Origin of the sequence: Bacillus cereus group sp. MYBK245-2, from assembly GCF_051916145.1 — a bacterium.
Classification (GTDB): domain Bacteria; phylum Bacillota; class Bacilli; order Bacillales; family Bacillaceae_G; genus Bacillus_A; species Bacillus_A pacificus.
The window spans coordinates 357751-377076 of the sequence record NZ_JBQAGB010000002.1 but is presented as its reverse complement, the minus strand read 5'-3'; the positions used below and the strand labels follow the sequence as shown (position 1 = coordinate 377076).

Sequence of the window (19326 nt, the reverse complement as noted above, 5' to 3'; positions counted from 1 at the left end):
TGATCTTCAATGATGAAATTGTTGCCACCCTCACAGCATCTGGGTAGCTCTCTGAAACAATTTTTATCATTTACTCTCCTCTTCTACGCATTCTCTTATTTTTAAAAATAAAAACTCTCGCCTCAGCAATCAACTACTACAATTTAGTAGCTTTGATTGCTGAGGCGAGAGTTTCGCGTTACCACTCAGCTTCCTTATACTTCTCGCGAAATATAAGCTCTGTAGGTCCAATTAGACCCCCGTCCTTTTACCGGAGACGATGCCGTCGCTCTCTACTCAGTTTCCCTTTCGCAAGCGATGCTCCGAGGTGATCTTCAATGATTCGATTGTTACCACTCTCACAGCCTAGGAGCAGCTCTCTGAAACGATCATAACCATCTACTTTCCTCTTCTTTGCATATACAACATATAAAGTTAGAAAATTCTTAATTAACTTTCATTTGTTACACGTATTATAGGACGTTGTTCTTTTCATTGTCAACATGTTTTTTCAAAAAAATCAAAATTGGAATACATTACTTACATACACTCATATATTACTTAAGTATGTTTGCATTACTACATAAAGAAAAACTTATAAAGTTTACGAGGAGATGAGGAGACTATGTTAAAAGGGAAAGTAGCGTTAGTTACAGGAGCAAGCCGAGGAATTGGACGAGCGATCGCTAAACGTTTAGCAAATGACGGTGCATTGGTTGCTGTTCATTACGGTAATCGAAAAGATGACGCTGAAGAAACTGTTCATGAAATTCGATCAGAGGGTGGTCAAGCTTTTTCTATCGGCGCAAATTTAGAATCCTTACACGGTGTAGAAAACCTTTATAACGCTTTAGATACTGAATTACAAAAGCGCACTGGTGAAACACAATTTGATATTTTAATAAACAATGCTGGCATTGGTCCTGGTGCTTTTATTGAAGAAACGACTGAACAATTTTTTGATAGAATGGTTTCAGTAAATGCAAAAGCACCATTCTTTATCATTCAACAAGCACTTCCACGTTTACGTGACAATAGCCGAATTATTAATATTTCATCCGCTGCGACCCGCATTTCTTTACCTGATTTTGTTGCATATAGTATGACGAAAGGCGCTATTAATACAATGACTTTTACACTAGCAAAACAGCTTGGAGCACGAGGAATAACGGTGAATGCAATACTTCCAGGGTTTATTAAAACAGATATGAATGCAGAACTCTTGAGCGATCCAATGATGAAGCAGTACGCTACTACTATTTCCGCTTTCAATCGCTTAGGTGAAGTAGAAGACATTGCCGATACTGCCGCATTTCTTGCTTCTCCAGACAGCCGCTGGGTTACTGGACAATTAATTGATGTGAGCGGAGGATCTTGTTTATAAAAAACATATATTTTCAAATCTTTTTTATTGCGCAATAAAACAAATTGTATAATACTATATAAAACATATATATTTAGGAGGATTACAGCAATGTCCGAAAAAACATACGAACTCGCAACCTTTGCAGGCGGTTGCTTTTGGTGCATGGTAAAGCCATTTGATGAACTTCCTGGCATTCATAAAGTACTTTCCGGCTATGCAGGTGGTCATGTAGAAAACCCAACATATGAACAAGTAAAAGCGGGTACATCTGGTCATTTAGAAGTTGTACAAATTACATTTGATCCTTCTATTTTCCCATATGAAAAATTACTGGATTTATATTGGCCACAAATCGATCCAACTGATGATGGCGGACAATTTTTTGACCGTGGTCCATCTTATCGCACCGCTATTTTTTATCATACCGAAACGCAAAAAGAGCTTGCTGAAAAATCAAAACAAGCTCTTGCAGAAAGCGGTATGTTTAAAGAGCCAATCGTAACTGAAATTCGCCCGGCTGCACCTTTTTATGAAGCCGAGGAATACCACCAACATTTCTATAAAAAGAACCCAGAAAAATATGCTACTGAGCAAAAAGAATCTGGCCGTGAAGACTTTATAAAAGAAAATTGGCAAAAAAAATAATAAAAACGCATCGTGCTTTTTAGTACGATGCGTTTTTATTTTTGATAAAAGTACCATACAATGATAAAAACAACAGCTGTTAATGCCCAAAGTACTATCTCGTTTTTCACCCTACTCTTTTTCTGATTCATTCCATCCCCTCCTAGTAACAATTAAGCATAGTCAAGACTTCTTTTGTTCAATTGTCCACTGGATAAAAGTAAATAAATCCTTACATATTCTTATAATAAAACCACCAATAATTCCAATTGCAATTGAAATTACTAACATCTTTCCAAAACTAAAAGAATTTGTATATGTTATGTAGAGAACGATACATATAAGTAAAACATCCAGTAAAGAAAGTAAAAACCTTTTAAACATTCCTTTTTCTCCCCTTTACTTTATTTATCTCTTCTACTGTCAACTTTGCAATAAAGTTTGTTCAAAAATTCCATTTAGACAATCATTTTACGAAAAACAATAAGAATCCCTTTTCAAAAGGGATTCTTATTCAGCAGATTTAAGTTTAATTATTTTCTACATATCCTATTCCATAATTACTCCTAAATAGAATAATATTACTAATGATTTATTGTAAATTGACTATTTTCCAGGCAACCGGATGTTACGCCAGCTACTTACGTCACATTGACCGTATGTATTTTCACCTACTGCTACCACCGTGCCGTCTGATTTCAGGCCGACTGTATGTGCACAACCAGCCGCTATCGCTACAATATCGCGCCAATCACTTATATTACATTGACCATACTCATTCCACCCCACCACCACAACGGTACCGTCTGATTTCAGGCCGATTGTATGATTCGTACCAGCTGCTATCGCTACAATACCTCGCCAGCCACTTACGTCGCATTGGTTATGTTTATCATTCCCCACTGCAATCACTGTGCCGTCCACTTTAAGGCCAACAGTATGAAGATACCCAGCCGCTACCGCTACAATATCTCGCCAGCTGCTCACATCGCATTGTCCATATCGATTATTCCCCACCCCCATCACTGTGCCGCCCACTTTAAGACCGACTGTATGCCAGTCACCCGCCGCCGTAGCCACAATATTTCGCCAGCTGCTTACATTACATTCTCCTTCTTTATTTCGCCCTACTGCCATTACCGTTCCATCCAGTTTAAGGCCAATGGTACGACGCCACCCAGCCGCTACCGCTACAATATTATGCCAGTCGTTCACATCACATTGACCATGCTTATTCCATCCCACCGCTTCCACAGTATTATTACTTTTAAGAGCGATTGTATGAGCATTACCTGTGTTCGTCGCCATATGAACATTGCCCGCTGCGACGGCTTCAATATCACACCAACTGCTTACATTGCATTCTCCTTCTTTATTTCGCCCCACTGCCACAACTGTGCCATCCGATTTAAGAGCAACGGTATGACCACGACCTGCTGCTATCGTATTTTTAGGCCACCGTTTCACTTTTAATACCTCTTCTTTCGGTGAAATATAATTCATGTTTACCTCCTTGCATATAAACAACCGTGTCCAATTAGATATTTTCATCAAATTTCATTATAAATGACCTGACTTTTTTTATAAATCTACAGCTACAAAAGAAACCTGTTATTACTTCTTCCAAAATAAAAGACCTCCAGTTTAAGCACTAGAGGTCTTCCATTTTATTTCTTTAATCGCTCAATAAAATCATGTAATTTATCAAGTGACTTCATATTCTGATTACAAGCTACACCATCTTTGCAAATATAGTTTCCCTTTTTAACGAAAGTTCCTGGTATATCACCTTTAATTTCAACTAAAAACATCCCAACTTCTTCATGTCCATGACATAATGAACAAATGCTTTTTTTATTTAAACTTTGGAACGTTCCTTGCAGACCAACAAACTTATTTTTATCATTTTTCGCTATAATAAATTTCCTGCTTGACCCCTTATCAACCCAACTTAAATAAGATATTTCTTTCATATCTATTTCTTCCATATCGGGAAGTTTTAATTTTTTCGCTTTAGGAAATAATTTTTTTAATGTTTGTGCTGTCACTTCCTGAAAAGGAATGACATACGGATTTATTTTCATTAAGAATGCTTCTGCATCTTCTCTATTTTGAACTGTTAATACCGTATCGATTAACTCTTTCTGTTCATCTGTTAAATTCTCAAATACATGTATTATCTTTTCAATCGCAAGTGATTTTAACGCTTGAATAACACCTCTATCATTTGCAGTTGCATGCCCGTTTGCTAAATTATAAGCTTGTGATTTTATAAAATTGTATTGATCACTTCTAATAAATGCTTCCATCTTTATCACTCCATACAAATTGTTGATCTAGTTTTATTGTATACAATGATTACGTTTTTTGATATGTAAAAGATAACTTGGAAACAAACATTACATACATAGCTTGTACTCTACCGCTGCATTTCCTGACAAAAGAAGCCATCATCTGTTTTCCATTCCGCATATAATACGTCTTCAAACTTAGTAATCCCCTTTTGTTTTATTTGCTTATACAGCCATCCTTCATCAAAACCAGCTTCTCTCAAATTATCTTTCACTACTTTTCCGTCACTAATTAATGAAATTGGTAAGTATACAGGCTTATGTTTTAAACTTAAATCATTTATAGTAGGAGATTCATATTCGCTCTTTTTCAGAACACTTATGTTTCCGTTAGGTTCCAATATCATATATTCAACTTCTCGAATCGAAAAAATATCTTTTTGTTGTCTAAGCATTTGTTGTAATTGATTAATATCCAAATGATTTGAATTTAATTGTTCTCGGTCAATCTTTCCGTTACGAATAATAATGGAAGGATACCCTTCAAAAAAACTTCTTGTTCCTCTTATTTTTTGCGTTATCACTTCTATTGAATAAATTAAAATTACCCATACAAATACTGAGTATAAAATAGACCACACTTTAATTTTAGGGTCATATATTGAATTTCCAACAAGCTCACCAAGGACGATAGCAGAAATAAAATCAAAGGGGGTTAGCTGTGATATTTGTGTTTTCCCTAATATTTTCGTAGCAATTAACAGCACAAAAAAGCCAACTAAAAGCTCTATCGTTATTTGTCCAATATGATTCATAGAAGCTCACCTTTCTACTTTTCAAGTGCTCGGTATAACTTTTAATAAAAAAACGGCACATTTTTTCTATTAGTATGCCCTGTCACAGTCCATATATCCAATACATATAAAACAAAAAGAGTCTGATGCAAAATAACATTTGCATCAGACTCTTTTTCTCTTATTTAGAATACACAATTTTTTTAATCGTTTCTCCGGAAAGAAAATACTCTTCTGCAAGTTGATGAATAGCAATTCCGCTTTTAAACGCTTCTTTAATCGCTTTATTTCTTTCATCTAATTGTTTTCTTCCTCCAGATCGTGTGCCCCATTTATAATGTTTCGTTTCTTGTTTTGGAATGTAAATTGTTTCACCTTGTATATACTTTTGAATTTCAGTAATTAAACTTTCTGGTAAAACCGTCGCTGCTTTAACGTATTTCATTTCTGCTCGCCCCTTATTTTTTATGGTTCATTTCAATAAGGTGCAAAGCCAAATATAAAAAATGATACGAGCTCATTTAGGCGATTGTATATTACTTGTCTACCTCACGCAAAGTATCGCCATTTCCATACTTGGCTTTGCATGAGACGCTGCAGTGTCCGGCAATTGAATTGTAATCGCCATGTAAACACCTCCTAATATACCTTTTTCATTACATTATATGATAAATTCCTTCCTCTTGCATCCACATCCTTTTTAAAGCATGAAACTACTTAGTTTGATATAATACTTTTTAGTCCAATCGAAAAGTATAGTGAGGTTGCTTTATGAAAAAGAAAATAATCATTACAATCGTTACATTATTCAGTATTACTGTAGCATTATTTGGAACATACAAATTGATGAATGCAAGAAGCTTTCAATTGTTTGGAGATTTAACAAATCGAGTAGAAACAAATGAAAAAGTGATTGCTTTAACTTTTGATGATGGCCCTACTAACAATGTAAAACAAATATTACCGCTACTAGATACATACAATGCAAAAGCTACTTTCTTTTTAATCGGAAATGAATTAGAGAAAAACCTATCGTTAGGAGAAGCTATCGTACAATCTGGACACCAAATTGGAAACCATACATATTCTCATAACAGAATGGTTTTTAAAACACCTTCTTTTATTAAAGAAGAAATCGAAAAAACAAATTCATTAATCCGCCAAACAGGATTTACAGGCGCAATTGATTTTAGACCACCTAACGGGAAAAAACTAATTGGCCTGCCCTATTATTTAAAGAAAAACAATATCGAAACAATCACCTGGGACCTTGAACCTGATACTTTTTATAAATCTGCAACTGATAAAATTGAATATATTAATAAAAATGTAAAACCAGGTTCTATCATTTTACTGCACTCTATGTATGATGAGTCTAATGAAAATTTACAGACCATAGAAGGTATTTTAGACTCTTTAACTAAAAAGGGCTATCAGTTCGTAACAGTAAATGAATTGCAAAAAAGAGCAAAATAAAAAGGTAGCGTATCCAGAGCGATACGCTACCTTTTTTAAATAATGCCAAGTACATTTAAGAATACGATAATAATTGCAATTGGTGCGATGAAGCGAAGTAAGAATAACCATAATACAAACAATTTATAGCCTTTATTTTTACTTACACCAAGCTCTCTCATTAATACATCTTTCTTCATTTTTAAAGGAACAAAGATAGAAACTAATAAAACACCCAGTGGCATGAGTACGTTACTAACTGCATAATCCGCTAAATCAAAGACTGTCTTTCCGAAAATCTTCAGATCGCTTAATATACCAAATGACAATGCTGACGGTACTCCTACAACGAAGATTAATAAACCTACGATTAAAGCCATTTTTTCACGTTTCCCTTTACCTTTTGCAGTTAAAGATGCCACGCTAATTTCTAACATCGAAATCGCTGATGTAATAGTAGCAAAGAAGAATAGTAATAAGAAAACAATGAAGAATAATTTTCCAAATGCCATTTTACTGAAAATAGCTGGCAGTACGATAAATAATAACCCTGGTCCTTGAGATGGTTCCATTCCAAATGCGAACACTACTGGGAAAATTGCAAGTCCTGCAAGTAATGTAATCACAAGCGTTAAAGCTACGATAGAAAATGCTGAACGCGGTAAGCTTTCTTCTTTCGGCAAGTATGAGCTATACGTTACCATTACTGCTACTCCGACTGATAGTGAGAAGAACGATTGCCCCATTGCATATAAAATGACTTCTGATGTTACGTTTGCGAAATCAGGTTGTAAGAAGAAACGAACTCCTTCTCCCGCACCATCTAACGTAAGTGCACGAACGATTAATACAAAGAATAAAACGAATAGTGCTGGCATGAAATATTTATTTACTTTTTCAACACCATTTTGTACACCTTTACTTACGATGAAAATAGTAATAAGGATGAATAATAGCTGTGAGCCAACTGCTAAATACGGATTGGAAATGATTTCACCAAACGTAGCTTCGTATGCCCCATTTCCTTCCCATAGTCTACCTGTAATTGCATTCCATAAGTATAATAAAATCCAGCCTCCTACAACACTGTAGAAAGAAAGTAATATGAAACATGTTACAATCCCTAATTTCCCTAACCATGGCCATAGTGTTTTTGGTGCGATTTCTCTATACGCATCAACGGCCTCTTTTTGTGTACTTCTTCCGATAACAAATTCAGCTAATAATAGCGGTAAACCAATTAATAATGTGAAACCGATGAAAATAAGGAAGAACGCGCCGCCCCCTCCAATTCCGGCCATATACGGGAACTTCCAAATTGCCCCTAGACCAATTGCTGAACCTGCTGCAGCTAATACGAAACCTAATTTCGATGTCCATTGCTGTGAATTCATTTGTTAATCTCCTCTCTTTATCTTTTTCTGTTTTACAATTCGGTATTTATATTGTTCTATCCACACTCTTTTCTAATACGTTCACTTCCTCTCTACTAATAAAAAACGCCCCTACGTAAATACGTAGGGACGACAAAAATATCGCGGTACCACCCTAGTTATGAAGATACAACAAAGTTAGGACCTAAATAAAAAACGCCCCTACGCAAATACGTAGGGACGATAAAATATCGCGGTACCACCCTAGTTATGAAGCCACAACAAAGTAAGACCTAAATAAAAAACGTCCCTACGTAAATACGTAGGGACGATAAATATCGCGGTACCACCCTAGTTGTGAAACAATCTTCACCACTTTATTTGATAACGGTATAAACTACCGTCTTTCATTTCCTCATAATGTGAGATTTATGAAAGATGCTCCAGGACGAACTTCATGAATAATCTATATACTGATTCACACCAACCATCAGCTCTCTGAAATAGGGAGATATTCACTACTATACCCTTTCATTGCCCAAATATTATTTTCCGAATTGATTACTATCATTTTTATCATACATTAAAAATAGTGTCAACTTATATTTTGAATTTTTATGTATTACATTCTATTTAAAAATTCAAAATATGACTTTTAAATGAATAGTATTAGAACATTTATGGTTTATACTGTATTAACTTCCCTAGCAGGTTTATAGTAGTATACGATGAATGCAAGACAGCAAGAGTAGGAGGAAAGAATTTTGTCTACGTCAAAAGTTTTAAAAGGAACTGCTTTATTAAGCGGGGCCACAATGATTTCACGTATATTAGGTTTTATATACTTCTTCCCTTTTCAATTACTAGTTGGAACGCAAGGGGTTGCTTTATATGGATATGCATACTCTTGGTACGGTATTTTATTAAGCTTTTCAACAGCGGGTATTCCTATTGCCGTTTCCAAATTCGTTGCAAAGCATAATGCGCTTGGTGATTATAGTACAAGCAAAAAATTATACAACTCTAGTGTAAAATTAATGTTGTTTATGGGCTTTTTAGGATTTTTAATTTTATTTATTGGAGCACCGTACATATCACAATTTATTATTCGCTCGAAAACGCCAGATCCACAATTTATCGCTGACGTAACACTTACGATGCGAGCATTAAGTTTTGCACTTATTATCGTACCAGCTATGAGTGTTACACGTGGTTATTTCCAAGGATTTCAACATATGAAACCAAGTGCTGTTTCTCAAGTCGTGGAACAAATTGCACGTGTTGTTTTCATTTTAGTTGGTAGCTTCATCGTCTCAAAATTATTAGGGGGTTCAGTAGCTTCTTCGGTTGCAGTTGCTACGTTTGGAGCTGTTATCGGAGCACTTGCAAGTGTCTCTATTTTAATGATGTACTGGAAAAAATATAATGGGTTAAAACCTCCCGAAGGTGAATTAAAATCAAGAGCATCGAATATCCCATTAAAAAATATTTATATAGAATTACTTCGCTATGCAATCCCAATTGTATTTGTCGGCATCGCAATTCCACTTTACACGTTAGTAGATCAATATACTGTAGCTGATGTCCTTAGAGCGATGGGAGAGCCGTTAGAAACAGCAAATGCAGTTTTCGCTTATATAACGAACTATGCCCAAAAGTTAATTATGATTCCAGCTTCACTTGCAACTGGATTCTCCTTAACGATCATTCCGGCTATAACGAAATCTTATACAAGCGGGAAATTAGAAGAATTACAAGAACAAATTTCAAAGATATTTCAAGTCTTGTTATTCTTCACGATCCCGGCTGCATTTGGTCTTGCTAGCATCGCTTACGATGCATTCCGCATGGTTTATGTAAATCCTGAAATCGCACTTGGTGGATCACAATATTTAATTTCATTCGCACCGTCTGCTATATTAAGTGCGATTTTCACAGTTTCAGCAGCTATTTTACAAGGAATCGATTATCAAAGAAAAACAATGATTGCATTCTCAGCCGGGATTCTCGTTAAAGTTGTAGTAAATACACCGCTCTTACATTTATTTGGCGGACACGGTGCTGTACTTGGAACCATTCTTGGATACCTCGTTTCCAATAGTATTATGTTGTACTGCATCGTTAAGTTTGCGAAATTTAAAATTGGTGAGACAGCAAAAACAGTATTTCTTATTACAATTTACTCCGCAGCAATGTCTGCTGTTGTGATGGCATTAAAATCAATTTTAACATGGTTAATTCCTGGACAATCTTATATCGAATCACTTCTCATTGTTGTTATATGCGGCGCTGTAGGAGGACTTGTTTACCTTTTATTCGTATTAACTAGTGGACTTGCTTCACATATTCTCGGTGATAGAATTCAACGCTTACCTATACTGGGGAAATTAGTAAAATAAAAAACAAAGAGATGTAACAAGGGTTACATCTCTTTGTTTTTTATTTCGCATATTGAATACGCTTTTGCTGTTCAGCAATATGTAATTCCGGAGCATGGTGTTCTACTAACTGTAATAGCTCCTCGATTAACACTCCTAACTCCTGTATACTATACTCCGGTTTCCCTATTAACGTATTCGTCATACGCTCATATAAGTTTTCAGGCTTAATAATCATTCGTTCCACATTATATGGCATCCATTTAAACGCTGGGTGATGTACATACATTTTATTCAAACCAAATAAGACCCCAAATATATTTCTTTGCGCTTCACAAATAACATCATATAGCATAAGCCAATCTTTTCGCTTTAAAAGAGCCTCTCGATTATGCCAGCGATTGCTTAACCAAAGATTTTCTGAAATCATCCGTTTCGCTAGGTCTTCTGGATATGCCAACACCCTATCTTTTAATTCATGTACTTTCTCTTCTCCATACAAACTAGCACCATCATGAATGGATGATACGATACATTGTTTTTCATAACTTATATCATATTGAACCACCACATCCTCAATAACTTTCTCTACTGTTTCTGTTAAAAAGTTACTAATCTCTAATTTAATTCCTTCTTTCGTCAAATATGTTTCTGACCATTCTTCTTCCTCGTAAGGATGGTATGACAAAATTGTTCCACCAATATAGTTAATAGGCCCTTTACGATCCTCATCCTTTGGTGGCATTGACCATAAAATATGTAGTTCTATATCTGAATGTTCATCTTCTAGCTTTCTAGCTACTGAACCAGCTAAAATAATAGCCTCCACTTTCGGATTTTGCCTATAAACCTCCGACATTTCTATTGCTTTCTCTTTTAATTCCACTTCATTTCCCCCTATAATTGCAGTACACATTTAACTTTTCATTTATCTATTTCGATATTATGCATTGCACTCCCTTTTCAATGTTCCACTAAATCATATTTCTACCCAATAACGCTGAACAATTTCCCCAGTATGAGAAGAAACTACTTCATTTTCTAGCACACCGCCAACCTTTTGAATCGTTTTAGCCGAAGCAATATTAGCTTTATCGCAAGTTATTAACACTTTCTGCAACCCTAACTTTTGCGCTTCATATAATGCGAGTTTCAATTGTTTTGTCGCGTAACCTTGACGACGTTTATTTGGATGTACACTATATCCAATATGACCACTTTCCCGCAATAATTCTTCGTTTAATCGATGTCTAATATTCACAAAACCTATAAGTTCCCCTTTTTCAAAACTTAAAAATTGACTAGATGGTACTCGATTAGCTTTTAAGTTTTCCTCAAGTTCTTGTATATTCACTTTTTCAAACCATTCATCGAGAGAATCAAAATTTTGTAAAGAACTACTGCCATGTGGTTGTTCTCCTGATTGTAAAAACGCATGTTTATATTCCATAATTTCTCCACTATATTCATGTGTTGGTTTTAATAGTTTCATTTTTATTCTCCCCCTCTTTACAACCTAAAACAAACACCTTACTCGTAACAATTTCACGAGTAAGGTGTTTTTATCATTTTCATTCAAATAATCCCATACTCAAATACCGCTCCCCTGTATCAGGTGCAATACATAAAACTTTTTTACCAGCGCCTAAGCGTTTTGCGATCATAATCGCTGCGTAAACAGAAGCGCCTGAAGACGGCCCAACTAACAATCCCTCTTGTCTAGCTAAGTTTCTCATTGTCGTTAAAGCCTCTTCGTCTGCAATTTGAATAATTTCGTTATACACTTCTGTATTTAAGTTTTTCGGGATAAATCCCGGACTTGTTCCTACTAGTTTATGAGGACCTGGAACACCTCCCGATAGTACGGGAGATCCTTTCGGTTCTACTACTGCGATATATAAGTTTGGTAGTTTCTCTTTTAACGTTTCTCCAGTCCCTGTAATAGTTCCACCCGTTCCAGCAGTTGCTACAAAAGCATCAAGCTCTCCATCCATTTGTTCATAAATTTCAAGTGCAGTCGTATAACGGTGAATATTCGGGTTTGCTGGATTTTCAAATTGCTGCGGAATAAAACTATTTGGAATTTGCTTTTGCAATTCTAACGCCTTCGCAATTGCTCCTGGCATTCTTTGTTCTGCTGGTGTTAAAACTACTTCTGCTCCGTATGCTTTCAATAAATTTATACGCTCTTTTGACATATTATCTGGCATAATTAAAATCGCTTTATATCCTTTTGCGGCTGCATTCATTGCTAAGCCTATTCCTGTATTTCCACTTGTCGGTTCAATAATTGTATCTCCTGGTTTGATGAGACCATTTTCTTTTGCAACGTGCAGTAAATTATAAGCAGCGCGGTCTTTCACACTGCGCGACGGATTAAACATTTCTAGTTTTACATACACCTCCGCTGCGTCTTCTGGAATAAATTTAGATAATTGGACGACAGGTGTATCTCCTATTAATTCTGTTACGTTTTCACATAATTTCATAGCGCATCCCCTATTCTATCGTTTTCTTATCACTTGGTAATAACCAAGAAGTGAGTCCAATTAATGGTAGACAACTACATAGTAACATAATGAATTGTAGACTATATATATCAGCCAATTTCCCAAGGACTACAGATCCTAAAGCGCCGAGTCCAAACGCAAGCCCTACAATTAATCCAGATACCATTCCTACTTTTCCAGGAACAAGCTCTTGTGCATAAACAACAATTACACTAAAACTACTTGAACTAATAAAACCGATACATAAAAATAGCGGTACGACCCACACGAGCGAAACGTGAGGTAATAAAAGTGCAAGTGGCGCTGAACCTAGCATTGAAAATACAATAATTGTTTTCTTTCCAAATCGATCTGCTAACGGTCCACCGAAGAAAGTTCCTAGCACACCGGCAATCATAAATGCGAATACGAAATACTGGGCATTTTTTATAGATAAACCGTAATGCTCAATTAAGTAAAATTGATAAAAATTCCCGATACCAGCACCGTACCAAGATCGTACAAAAGTAAGAAACACAAGAAGTAAAATAACAAATTTAATATGTGTACTGACAATCGCATTTTCCGCCTCAAGCGCAGCCCTCTTTTTTCTTCTCACAGCACCAGTTGCTAATTCATTCCTATACCAATTTGATACGAAAATTAATAATACAATTCCTACCGCCGCAAAGGCAGTAAAACCTAAAGAACCAATTTGACCGAGTGGAACGAAAATTAATGCTGTAAAAATAGGAGCTAGAGAATTCCCTGTATTTCCTCCCACTTGATAAATTGCTTGCGCTAAACCTCGCTTTGCACCAGCTGCCATATAAGCAACTCGAGCCCCTTCTGGATGAAAGACTGCGGAACCCAATCCGATAAATAAAACAGAAATAATAACAATAATAAAGTTCGGTGCAAACGCGAGTCCAATCATCCCAAGCATACTCGAAAACATTCCGAGCGGTAATAAAAATGGTGACGGTTTCTTATCCGAATACATACCAAAAACCGGTTGCATAATCGATGATGTCATATTTAACGCAAACGCAATCCACCCTACTTGCATATAGGATAAATTCATCGTTTTTTCCAAAATAGGAAACAACGCGGGCACAACTGCTTGCATCGAATCATTTAAAAAATGACCGAAACTAATCGCAAATAATATTCGATATATTGTCGGTGTTTCTACTCTGTTTTTTTGCGAAACTGCCTGCATATGTGAATCTCTCCTTTCTGTAAAATATATATATTTATTACAGTAGGTGTAATAAATTCTGACTTTTGAAACATTTCTATTCTATACTGGTTTCATTTCTTTTTCCAGAAATATCACTTCTTACATAATATATTTTTTCTATACGTTTTATCGGATTTATTTATAGAAATTTTCTATATTTTCTCTTATACTAAGGCAGAGATGAAGGAAAGGATGACAACTATGAAGAAAAAAACAAAGGGAATCGTTGCACTCTCAATCACATTATCTATGTTTTTAACAGCATGTGGTCAAAAACAAGAGGCAACAACTACTGGAGAAAAGAAAAAAGAATCTTCAAAACAAGTATTAAACATTGTAGAAGCTGGGGAAATTTCTACACTTGATTCATCTATCGCAACCGATGGATTTTCTTACGCTGCATTAAACAACGTAATGGAAGGATTATATATGCCTGGGCCTGATAATAAACCTGTTCCTGCAGCAGCTGAATCATACAAACTGAGCGAAGACGGAAAAACATATACATTTACATTACACGATTCAAAATGGTCAAATGGCGATCCAGTAACTGCTCATGATTTTGAATATGCATGGAAACGTGCCGTAAATCCAGAAACTGCTTCTGAATACGCACATATTATGTTCGATATTAAAAACGCAGAAAAAATAAATAAAAAAGAATTGCCAATTGACTCATTTGGTGTAAAAGCAATTGACGATAAAACATTAGAAGTACAGCTAGAACACCCTGTCCCATACTTTTTAGGTTTAATGGGATTTGCAACATTTTATCCTCAAAACAAAAAGGTTGTAGAAGCACAAGGGAAAAATTACGGACTTGAAGCTGCAAATGTAGTTTATAACGGACCTTTCCAATTAAGTGAATGGAAACATGATACAAGTTACAAAATGACAAAAAACCGGAACTACTGGGATAATAAAAATGTGAAATTAAATGAAATTAATGTAAATATCGTAAAAGATACTTCAACAGCTGTTAATTTATTTGAAAGTAAACAAGTAGACCGTATTACGATCAATTCAGAGTTTGTTGATAAATATCAAAAAGATCCGAGCTTAAAGAAAATGGAACGTCCTTCTGTGACATTTTTCCGATTTAGTCAAAAGAACCCTTTATTAGCAAACAAAAATGCTCGTAAAGCTATTTCGCTTGCTTTTGATAAACAAGGAATCGCAACAACGATTTTAAACAATGGTTCTATACCTGCGAATGCATTCGTTCCAAAAGGATTCGTAAAAGGACCTGACAATAAAGATTTTCGCAGTACAAGTAATGTAAAAGTAGAAACAAATGTGAAAGAAGCTAAAACACTATGGGAAACTGCGAAAAAAGAAACAAATTTACAAAACGCTTCTCTTTCAATCATAACAACTGATGAATCTAACGATAAAAAAATTAGTGAGTTTTTAAAAGGTGAACTGGAGAAAAACTTACCTGGATTAAAAATCACATTACAACCACTTCCAGTAAAAGCATTTTTAGATCGTGAAGGAAATGGTGATTTTGAAATTTCACTTTCTACATGGGGACCAGATTATCCTGATCCTACAACATTTTTAAATATGTTCGTCACAGACGGACCGTTTAATAAGATGAGTTACTCAAACAAACAATACGACGAATTAATTGAAAAAACGAGCTCTACTTTAGTAACTGACTTACCAGCACGTTGGAAAGCGTTCCAAGATGCAGAGAAAATCTTACTTGAAGATGATGCAGCTATCGCTCCAATCTTCCAATCAGGACTTGTATATTTAGAACGTCCAACAGTAAAAGGTGTTGTTGTTCGTCCATTTGCAGGAATTTATTCTTATAAGTGGGCCTCTATTACGGAATAAGAAAAAGGCGATCCTAAAACATATTAGGATCGCCTTCTTTCTTAAATTGCAAAACGCTTATATTTTTCGTAATCGCTCGTCTTACATTCCACTTCTAGTTTCGTACCTTCGTTTTCATAACTCGTAGATAGAACGTGCGCATGAGTATTGAAATAAGAAACTACCTGTCCTTGATCATACGGAATTAACATTTCACACTTCGTATACTCTTTATAAATGTGTGAGCGAATCATTTCGACAAGCTCTTTTATTCCAACATGTTTCTTCGCCGATAAATAAACACGGTCTTCTTGTACTTTCGGAATTTCAACATCTACCATATCTGATTTGTTATAAGCATAGATTGTTGGAATATTTTCTACTCCAATTTTCTTTAACGTTTCATTTGTAATATCAATTAACTGTTCATAATTTGGATTTGCATAATCTACAACGTGAATAAGTAAGTCTGCTTCCGCTACCTCTTCTAATGTTGACCGGAATGCTTTCACAAGATGATGCGGTAATTTACTTACAAATCCAACTGTATCTGTTAATAAGAATGATTTATTATCTGGTAAATCAATATTTCGCACCGATGTTTCTAACGTCGCGAATAACATATCTTTTTCAAATACTTGTTTTTCTTCTGTCCCATTATAAATTTCAAGCATCGCATTCATCGTTGTTGATTTTCCTGCGTTCGTATAACCTACTAATGCTACAACAGGAATTTCATTTTTCTTACGTTGCTTTCGCTGCGTTTGACGCTGCGCAACAAGAGCTTCTAAATCTTTATTTAAAACTGAAATTTGTTCTTCAATTTTACGACGATCCAACTCTAATTTCTTCTCACCGACACCTTTATTTTTCGTACCAACACCGCCGCTCTGTCTTCCTAACGACTCACGAAGACCAATTAAACGAGGCATCATATACTGAAGGTGGGCCACTTCTACTTGCAACTGCGCTTCTTTCGTTTTCGCACGTTGCGCAAAAATGTCTAAAATTAATATGGTACGGTCAATTACTTTACAATCTAAATCTGCTTCTAAATTTCGAATTTGAGAAGGCGATAATTCGTCATTAAAGATGACCATATTCGCACCTACTTCATTTACATAGGCTGCTACTTCTTCAATCTTTCCTTTTCCAATATAATGGGATGGATTTACACGTTGTAAATTTTGCGTCACTTGTCCAATTACCTCTACATCACAAGCTTCTGCAAGATTCGTTAGCTCTTCCATCGAATATGCAAAATCATCCTCATTACCTAAATTTACTCCAACTAAAACTGCTCTTTGTAATAATTCTTCCATATATTTATTCCTCCATTTCGATTACGTAAAATAAAAAACACAGGTCGCTGCCTGTGTTTTCGTAAACGGATAAGGGTTCACCAAAGAAATAGAAGAAAGTTGTGCTTTCATCCTATCTCATAGTTAAAAAGTCCCAAGATCGTATGCGTATCCACAATAAGTGTTCACCTATACAATCCCATTCTATTTATAAAGGCAAAACAAAAAGAGGGCGTATTCGTCCCTCCCTCTTTTTCACATATAAGCTTAATAAAGGGTTCCTTTAAAATAGGCAGACCAATCCCGTTCACTCTGCACACAGACAGAGCCTTTGAGCGCTATTCAATTATTGGCACAAAGTATTGAGACGTAATCTGATTAAGATCAAAGGAAGCCCCTCCGTTCATTTTAAGTTACATAAAGTGTAGCATAAGTAATTCGCTTTCACAAGATTAAACCACCTATAGAAACAGAAAGAAAATCTTTATATATTTACTTTAATCGTCATTTTTTGCGAGTTCTTCTCACAACAAAAACAATGATTAATAATAGACAAATGGAAATGATAGCAACTTGCCACCAACTGAAACCGCTCACCATCTCCCCTTTTAAATCCACTTTCTTCGTTGGAACAGACTCTTTTGCAATTTGACGTAAAGCCACTTTGTCCGCCCCTGCCTCATCTAATCTCTTCGTTCCACTACAACTATTTGTGTGTAATTGTTTTTCAGATCCTCTTTGAGAAGAATATATTAAGTACTCTCCTCCTTCCACAAAATGAAACACACAATCACCACCATTTGTATATACAATAATTTGCGAAGAATTTGTCCCTTTCCAAATTTTCTTCACTTCAAATAATACTTCAATTCCACCTCCTTCTTTCCTTCCAACCTCAATTACTTGTCCCTCAAACACTACATCGTTTTTTTGAAAAGCCTCTTCTGCTGATACGTTAATACAATCACAAGCATAAGATTTCTCTGGAAAAATAATAAAAATAAAGCTACAAATAATGACAAAAGGCAACATACGTAAAATTCTTTTCAAGGAGCCCAACTCCCTTCATTATCAATTTTAGAAACTTCTCGTATATTATTTTTACAACACTCGCTAAATTCCTCCATAGTAAGCTAAGTCGTTCAATACACTAAAAATCTATATTGACATTTTTATAACCTGATATTAGTATCAGGTTATAAAATAAAGTTAGGAGCTGTTCCTATGAATTCTAAATCCCGTATTACTGCAATTGGTACTCATGTTCCAGAACAAATATTATCAAATCATGATTTAGAAAAAATGATCGATACGAATGATGAATGGATTGTACAAAGAACAGGAATGAAGGAAAGAAGAATCGCTAGCGAAGATGAATACGCCTCAAACTTAGCCATTAAAGCAGTTGAAAATTTATGTACAACATATAAGAAAAACTTAGAAGATGTCGACTGTATCATTGTCGCTACTACTACTGCTGATTACGTTTTCCCTAGTGTTGCTTGCCAAATACAACAATACTTCAACATACCTCATACAATGGCATTTGATTTAAATGCCACTTGCGCTGGTTTCACATATGGCTTGCACGTCAGTAATAGCTTGATTACTTCTGGATCACATAAAAAAGTACTTGTCGTAGCGACAGAGACATTATCAAAAGTTACTGATTACACCGATAGAACGACCTGCATTTTATTTGGCGATGGTGCTGGAGCTATTTTATTAGAAAGAGATGAAAACAAACCAAGCTTTATCGCGTATCATATGGGCACAAATGGGCACGGCGGTATTCATCTATATAGAACAAACTTATCTACTACTATGAATGACACCCCACTGCAAACAAATGAAAAAATCGTTCAAAATGGAAGAGAAGTATATAAATGGGCAACACGTACGGTGCCAGCAGGTATAAAAGAACTATTACATACTGCAAATATGCAAAAAGATGATATAGACTGGCTCATTCCTCATAGCGCTAACTTACGCATGATTGAATCTATTTGTGAAAAATCTCAAATTCCAATACAAAAAACATTAACGAGCGTGGAATATATGGGGAATACATCTTCTGTCTCTATTCCACTCGCTCTAGATTTAGCTAGAAAAGAAGGGAAATTAAATAACGGAGACACACTTTTACTGTACGGATTTGGTGGTGGTCTTACACATTTAGGTCTTATTGTGGAGTGGGATTTAAGTTAAGTGC

The 19326-nt window shown here is 35.5% G+C and carries 18 protein-coding genes and 3 other annotated features (1 of these 21 only partly in view); of the genes, 6 read left to right on the top strand and 12 right to left on the bottom strand.

Features of this window, described 5'->3' with window-relative positions; translation table 11 throughout:
- Positions 1 to 95, bottom strand: a binding site (T-box leader) (it extends 145 nt beyond the left edge of the window).
- 62 nt (positions 96 to 157) lie between these two features.
- Positions 158 to 403 (bottom strand) — a binding site (T-box leader).
- A 201-nt stretch (positions 404 to 604) separates the two neighbouring features.
- Positions 605 to 1363: an SDR family oxidoreductase gene (locus tag ACTFRN_RS06770; RefSeq protein WP_000911811.1), complete on the top strand. Its 759-nt coding sequence runs from the start codon at positions 605 to 607 to the stop codon at positions 1361 to 1363.
- Positions 1364 to 1453: 90 nt separating this feature from the next.
- Positions 1454 to 1990: a peptide-methionine (S)-S-oxide reductase MsrA gene (gene msrA, locus ACTFRN_RS06765; protein ID WP_001291871.1), complete on the top strand. Its 537-nt coding sequence runs from the start codon at positions 1454 to 1456 to the stop codon at positions 1988 to 1990.
- Between the two features lie 162 nt (positions 1991 to 2152).
- Here msrA and ACTFRN_RS06760 read toward each other — a convergent pair whose 3' ends face one another.
- From ACTFRN_RS06760 to ACTFRN_RS06740, 5 genes are all read right to left on the bottom strand, one after another.
- Positions 2153 to 2353: a hypothetical protein gene (locus ACTFRN_RS06760; RefSeq protein WP_000476275.1), complete on the bottom strand. Its 201-nt coding sequence runs from the start codon at positions 2351 to 2353 to the stop codon at positions 2153 to 2155.
- A 222-nt stretch (positions 2354 to 2575) separates the two neighbouring features.
- Positions 2576 to 3472 carry an RCC1 domain-containing protein gene (locus ACTFRN_RS06755; RefSeq protein ID WP_088106610.1) on the bottom strand — a complete coding sequence of 299 codons (897 nt, stop codon included), beginning with the start codon at positions 3470 to 3472 and terminating at the stop codon, positions 2576 to 2578.
- A 164-nt stretch (positions 3473 to 3636) separates the two neighbouring features.
- Positions 3637 to 4278, bottom strand: coding sequence for a FusB/FusC family EF-G-binding protein (locus ACTFRN_RS06750; protein WP_000387088.1), 642 nt, complete (start codon positions 4276 to 4278; stop codon positions 3637 to 3639).
- A gap of 110 nt (positions 4279 to 4388) precedes the next feature.
- A complete protein-coding gene (locus ACTFRN_RS06745) occupies positions 4389 to 5075 on the bottom strand; it encodes a DUF421 domain-containing protein (protein ID WP_088106609.1) in 687 nt (228 codons plus the stop codon).
- Positions 5076 to 5235: 160 nt separating this feature from the next.
- The gene (locus tag ACTFRN_RS06740; protein ID WP_000878308.1) at positions 5236 to 5499 is read right to left on the bottom strand and encodes a CD3324 family protein; all 264 of its coding nucleotides are present in this window, start codon (positions 5497 to 5499) and stop codon (positions 5236 to 5238) included.
- Positions 5500 to 5825: 326 nt separating this feature from the next.
- On the opposite strand from ACTFRN_RS06740, the gene ACTFRN_RS06735 reads away from it, so the two are divergent.
- The gene (locus ACTFRN_RS06735) at positions 5826 to 6530 is read left to right on the top strand and encodes a polysaccharide deacetylase family protein (protein ID WP_000726883.1); all 705 of its coding nucleotides are present in this window, start codon (positions 5826 to 5828) and stop codon (positions 6528 to 6530) included.
- Between the two features lie 35 nt (positions 6531 to 6565).
- Here the strand turns inward: ACTFRN_RS06735 and ACTFRN_RS06730 are convergent, their stop codons facing one another.
- Positions 6566 to 7903, bottom strand: coding sequence for a sodium-dependent transporter (locus ACTFRN_RS06730; protein WP_001088180.1), 1338 nt, complete (start codon positions 7901 to 7903; stop codon positions 6566 to 6568).
- A 300-nt stretch (positions 7904 to 8203) separates the two neighbouring features.
- Positions 8204 to 8426: a binding site (T-box leader), on the bottom strand.
- Between the two features lie 220 nt (positions 8427 to 8646).
- On the opposite strand from ACTFRN_RS06730, the gene ACTFRN_RS06725 reads away from it, so the two are divergent.
- Positions 8647 to 10281, top strand: coding sequence for a putative polysaccharide biosynthesis protein (locus ACTFRN_RS06725; RefSeq protein WP_000107870.1), 1635 nt, complete (start codon positions 8647 to 8649; stop codon positions 10279 to 10281).
- A 40-nt stretch (positions 10282 to 10321) separates the two neighbouring features.
- Here the strand turns inward: ACTFRN_RS06725 and ACTFRN_RS06720 are convergent, their stop codons facing one another.
- The 4 genes from ACTFRN_RS06720 to ACTFRN_RS06705 form a co-directional block, all read right to left on the bottom strand.
- Positions 10322 to 11146 carry a DUF4037 domain-containing protein gene (locus tag ACTFRN_RS06720; protein WP_088106608.1) on the bottom strand — a complete coding sequence of 275 codons (825 nt, stop codon included), beginning with the start codon at positions 11144 to 11146 and terminating at the stop codon, positions 10322 to 10324.
- A 93-nt stretch (positions 11147 to 11239) separates the two neighbouring features.
- Positions 11240 to 11752, bottom strand: coding sequence for a GNAT family N-acetyltransferase (locus tag ACTFRN_RS06715; protein ID WP_088106607.1), 513 nt, complete (start codon positions 11750 to 11752; stop codon positions 11240 to 11242).
- A gap of 79 nt (positions 11753 to 11831) precedes the next feature.
- Positions 11832 to 12749 carry a cysteine synthase A gene (gene cysK, locus ACTFRN_RS06710; protein WP_074568340.1) on the bottom strand — a complete coding sequence of 306 codons (918 nt, stop codon included), beginning with the start codon at positions 12747 to 12749 and terminating at the stop codon, positions 11832 to 11834.
- Positions 12750 to 12759: 10 nt separating this feature from the next.
- Entirely contained in the window at positions 12760 to 13971 is a 1212-nt protein-coding gene (locus tag ACTFRN_RS06705; RefSeq protein WP_001149406.1) for an MFS transporter, read from the bottom strand.
- 222 nt (positions 13972 to 14193) lie between these two features.
- On the opposite strand from ACTFRN_RS06705, the gene ACTFRN_RS06700 reads away from it, so the two are divergent.
- A complete protein-coding gene (locus ACTFRN_RS06700; protein WP_000730646.1) occupies positions 14194 to 15834 on the top strand; it encodes a peptide ABC transporter substrate-binding protein in 1641 nt (546 codons plus the stop codon).
- A 41-nt stretch (positions 15835 to 15875) separates the two neighbouring features.
- Here ACTFRN_RS06700 and hflX read toward each other — a convergent pair whose 3' ends face one another.
- Together hflX and ACTFRN_RS06690 are read right to left on the bottom strand one after the other, a co-directional pair.
- Positions 15876 to 17135, bottom strand: coding sequence for a GTPase HflX (gene hflX, locus ACTFRN_RS06695; RefSeq protein WP_000391886.1), 1260 nt, complete (start codon positions 17133 to 17135; stop codon positions 15876 to 15878).
- Between the two features lie 483 nt (positions 17136 to 17618).
- Complete coding sequence (locus ACTFRN_RS06690; RefSeq protein ID WP_000821911.1) at positions 17619 to 18164, bottom strand: hypothetical protein; 546 nt, start codon at positions 18162 to 18164, stop codon at positions 17619 to 17621.
- 174 nt (positions 18165 to 18338) lie between these two features.
- Between ACTFRN_RS06690 and ACTFRN_RS06685 the strand changes: the two genes are divergently transcribed.
- Positions 18339 to 19322, top strand: coding sequence for a ketoacyl-ACP synthase III (locus ACTFRN_RS06685; protein ID WP_074568338.1), 984 nt, complete (start codon positions 18339 to 18341; stop codon positions 19320 to 19322).
- Positions 19323 to 19326 lie beyond the last annotated feature (4 nt).

Bases quoted from the DNA above. Each gene is read 5' to 3' on its own strand.
- ACTFRN_RS06770 (WP_000911811.1), top strand. From the start codon at position 605: ATGTTAAAAGGGAAAGTAGCGTTAGTTACAGGAGCAAGCCGAGGAATT.
- msrA (WP_001291871.1), top strand. From the start codon at position 1,454: ATGTCCGAAAAAACATACGAACTCGCAACCTTTGCAGGCGGTTGCTTT.
- ACTFRN_RS06760 (WP_000476275.1), bottom strand. From the start codon at position 2,353: ATGTTTAAAAGGTTTTTACTTTCTTTACTGGATGTTTTACTTATATGT.
- ACTFRN_RS06755 (WP_088106610.1), bottom strand. From the start codon at position 3,472: ATGAATTATATTTCACCGAAAGAAGAGGTATTAAAAGTGAAACGGTGG.
- ACTFRN_RS06750 (WP_000387088.1), bottom strand. From the start codon at position 4,278: ATGGAAGCATTTATTAGAAGTGATCAATACAATTTTATAAAATCACAA.
- ACTFRN_RS06745 (WP_088106609.1), bottom strand. From the start codon at position 5,075: ATGAATCATATTGGACAAATAACGATAGAGCTTTTAGTTGGCTTTTTT.
- ACTFRN_RS06740 (WP_000878308.1), bottom strand. From the start codon at position 5,499: ATGAAATACGTTAAAGCAGCGACGGTTTTACCAGAAAGTTTAATTACT.
- ACTFRN_RS06735 (WP_000726883.1), top strand. From the start codon at position 5,826: ATGAAAAAGAAAATAATCATTACAATCGTTACATTATTCAGTATTACT.
- ACTFRN_RS06730 (WP_001088180.1), bottom strand. From the start codon at position 7,903: ATGAATTCACAGCAATGGACATCGAAATTAGGTTTCGTATTAGCTGCA.
- ACTFRN_RS06715 (WP_088106607.1), bottom strand. From the start codon at position 11,752: ATGAAACTATTAAAACCAACACATGAATATAGTGGAGAAATTATGGAA.
- cysK (WP_074568340.1), bottom strand. From the start codon at position 12,749: ATGAAATTATGTGAAAACGTAACAGAATTAATAGGAGATACACCTGTC.
- ACTFRN_RS06705 (WP_001149406.1), bottom strand. From the start codon at position 13,971: ATGCAGGCAGTTTCGCAAAAAAACAGAGTAGAAACACCGACAATATAT.
- ACTFRN_RS06700 (WP_000730646.1), top strand. From the start codon at position 14,194: ATGAAGAAAAAAACAAAGGGAATCGTTGCACTCTCAATCACATTATCT.
- hflX (WP_000391886.1), bottom strand. From the start codon at position 17,135: ATGGAAGAATTATTACAAAGAGCAGTTTTAGTTGGAGTAAATTTAGGT.
- ACTFRN_RS06685 (WP_074568338.1), top strand. From the start codon at position 18,339: ATGAATTCTAAATCCCGTATTACTGCAATTGGTACTCATGTTCCAGAA.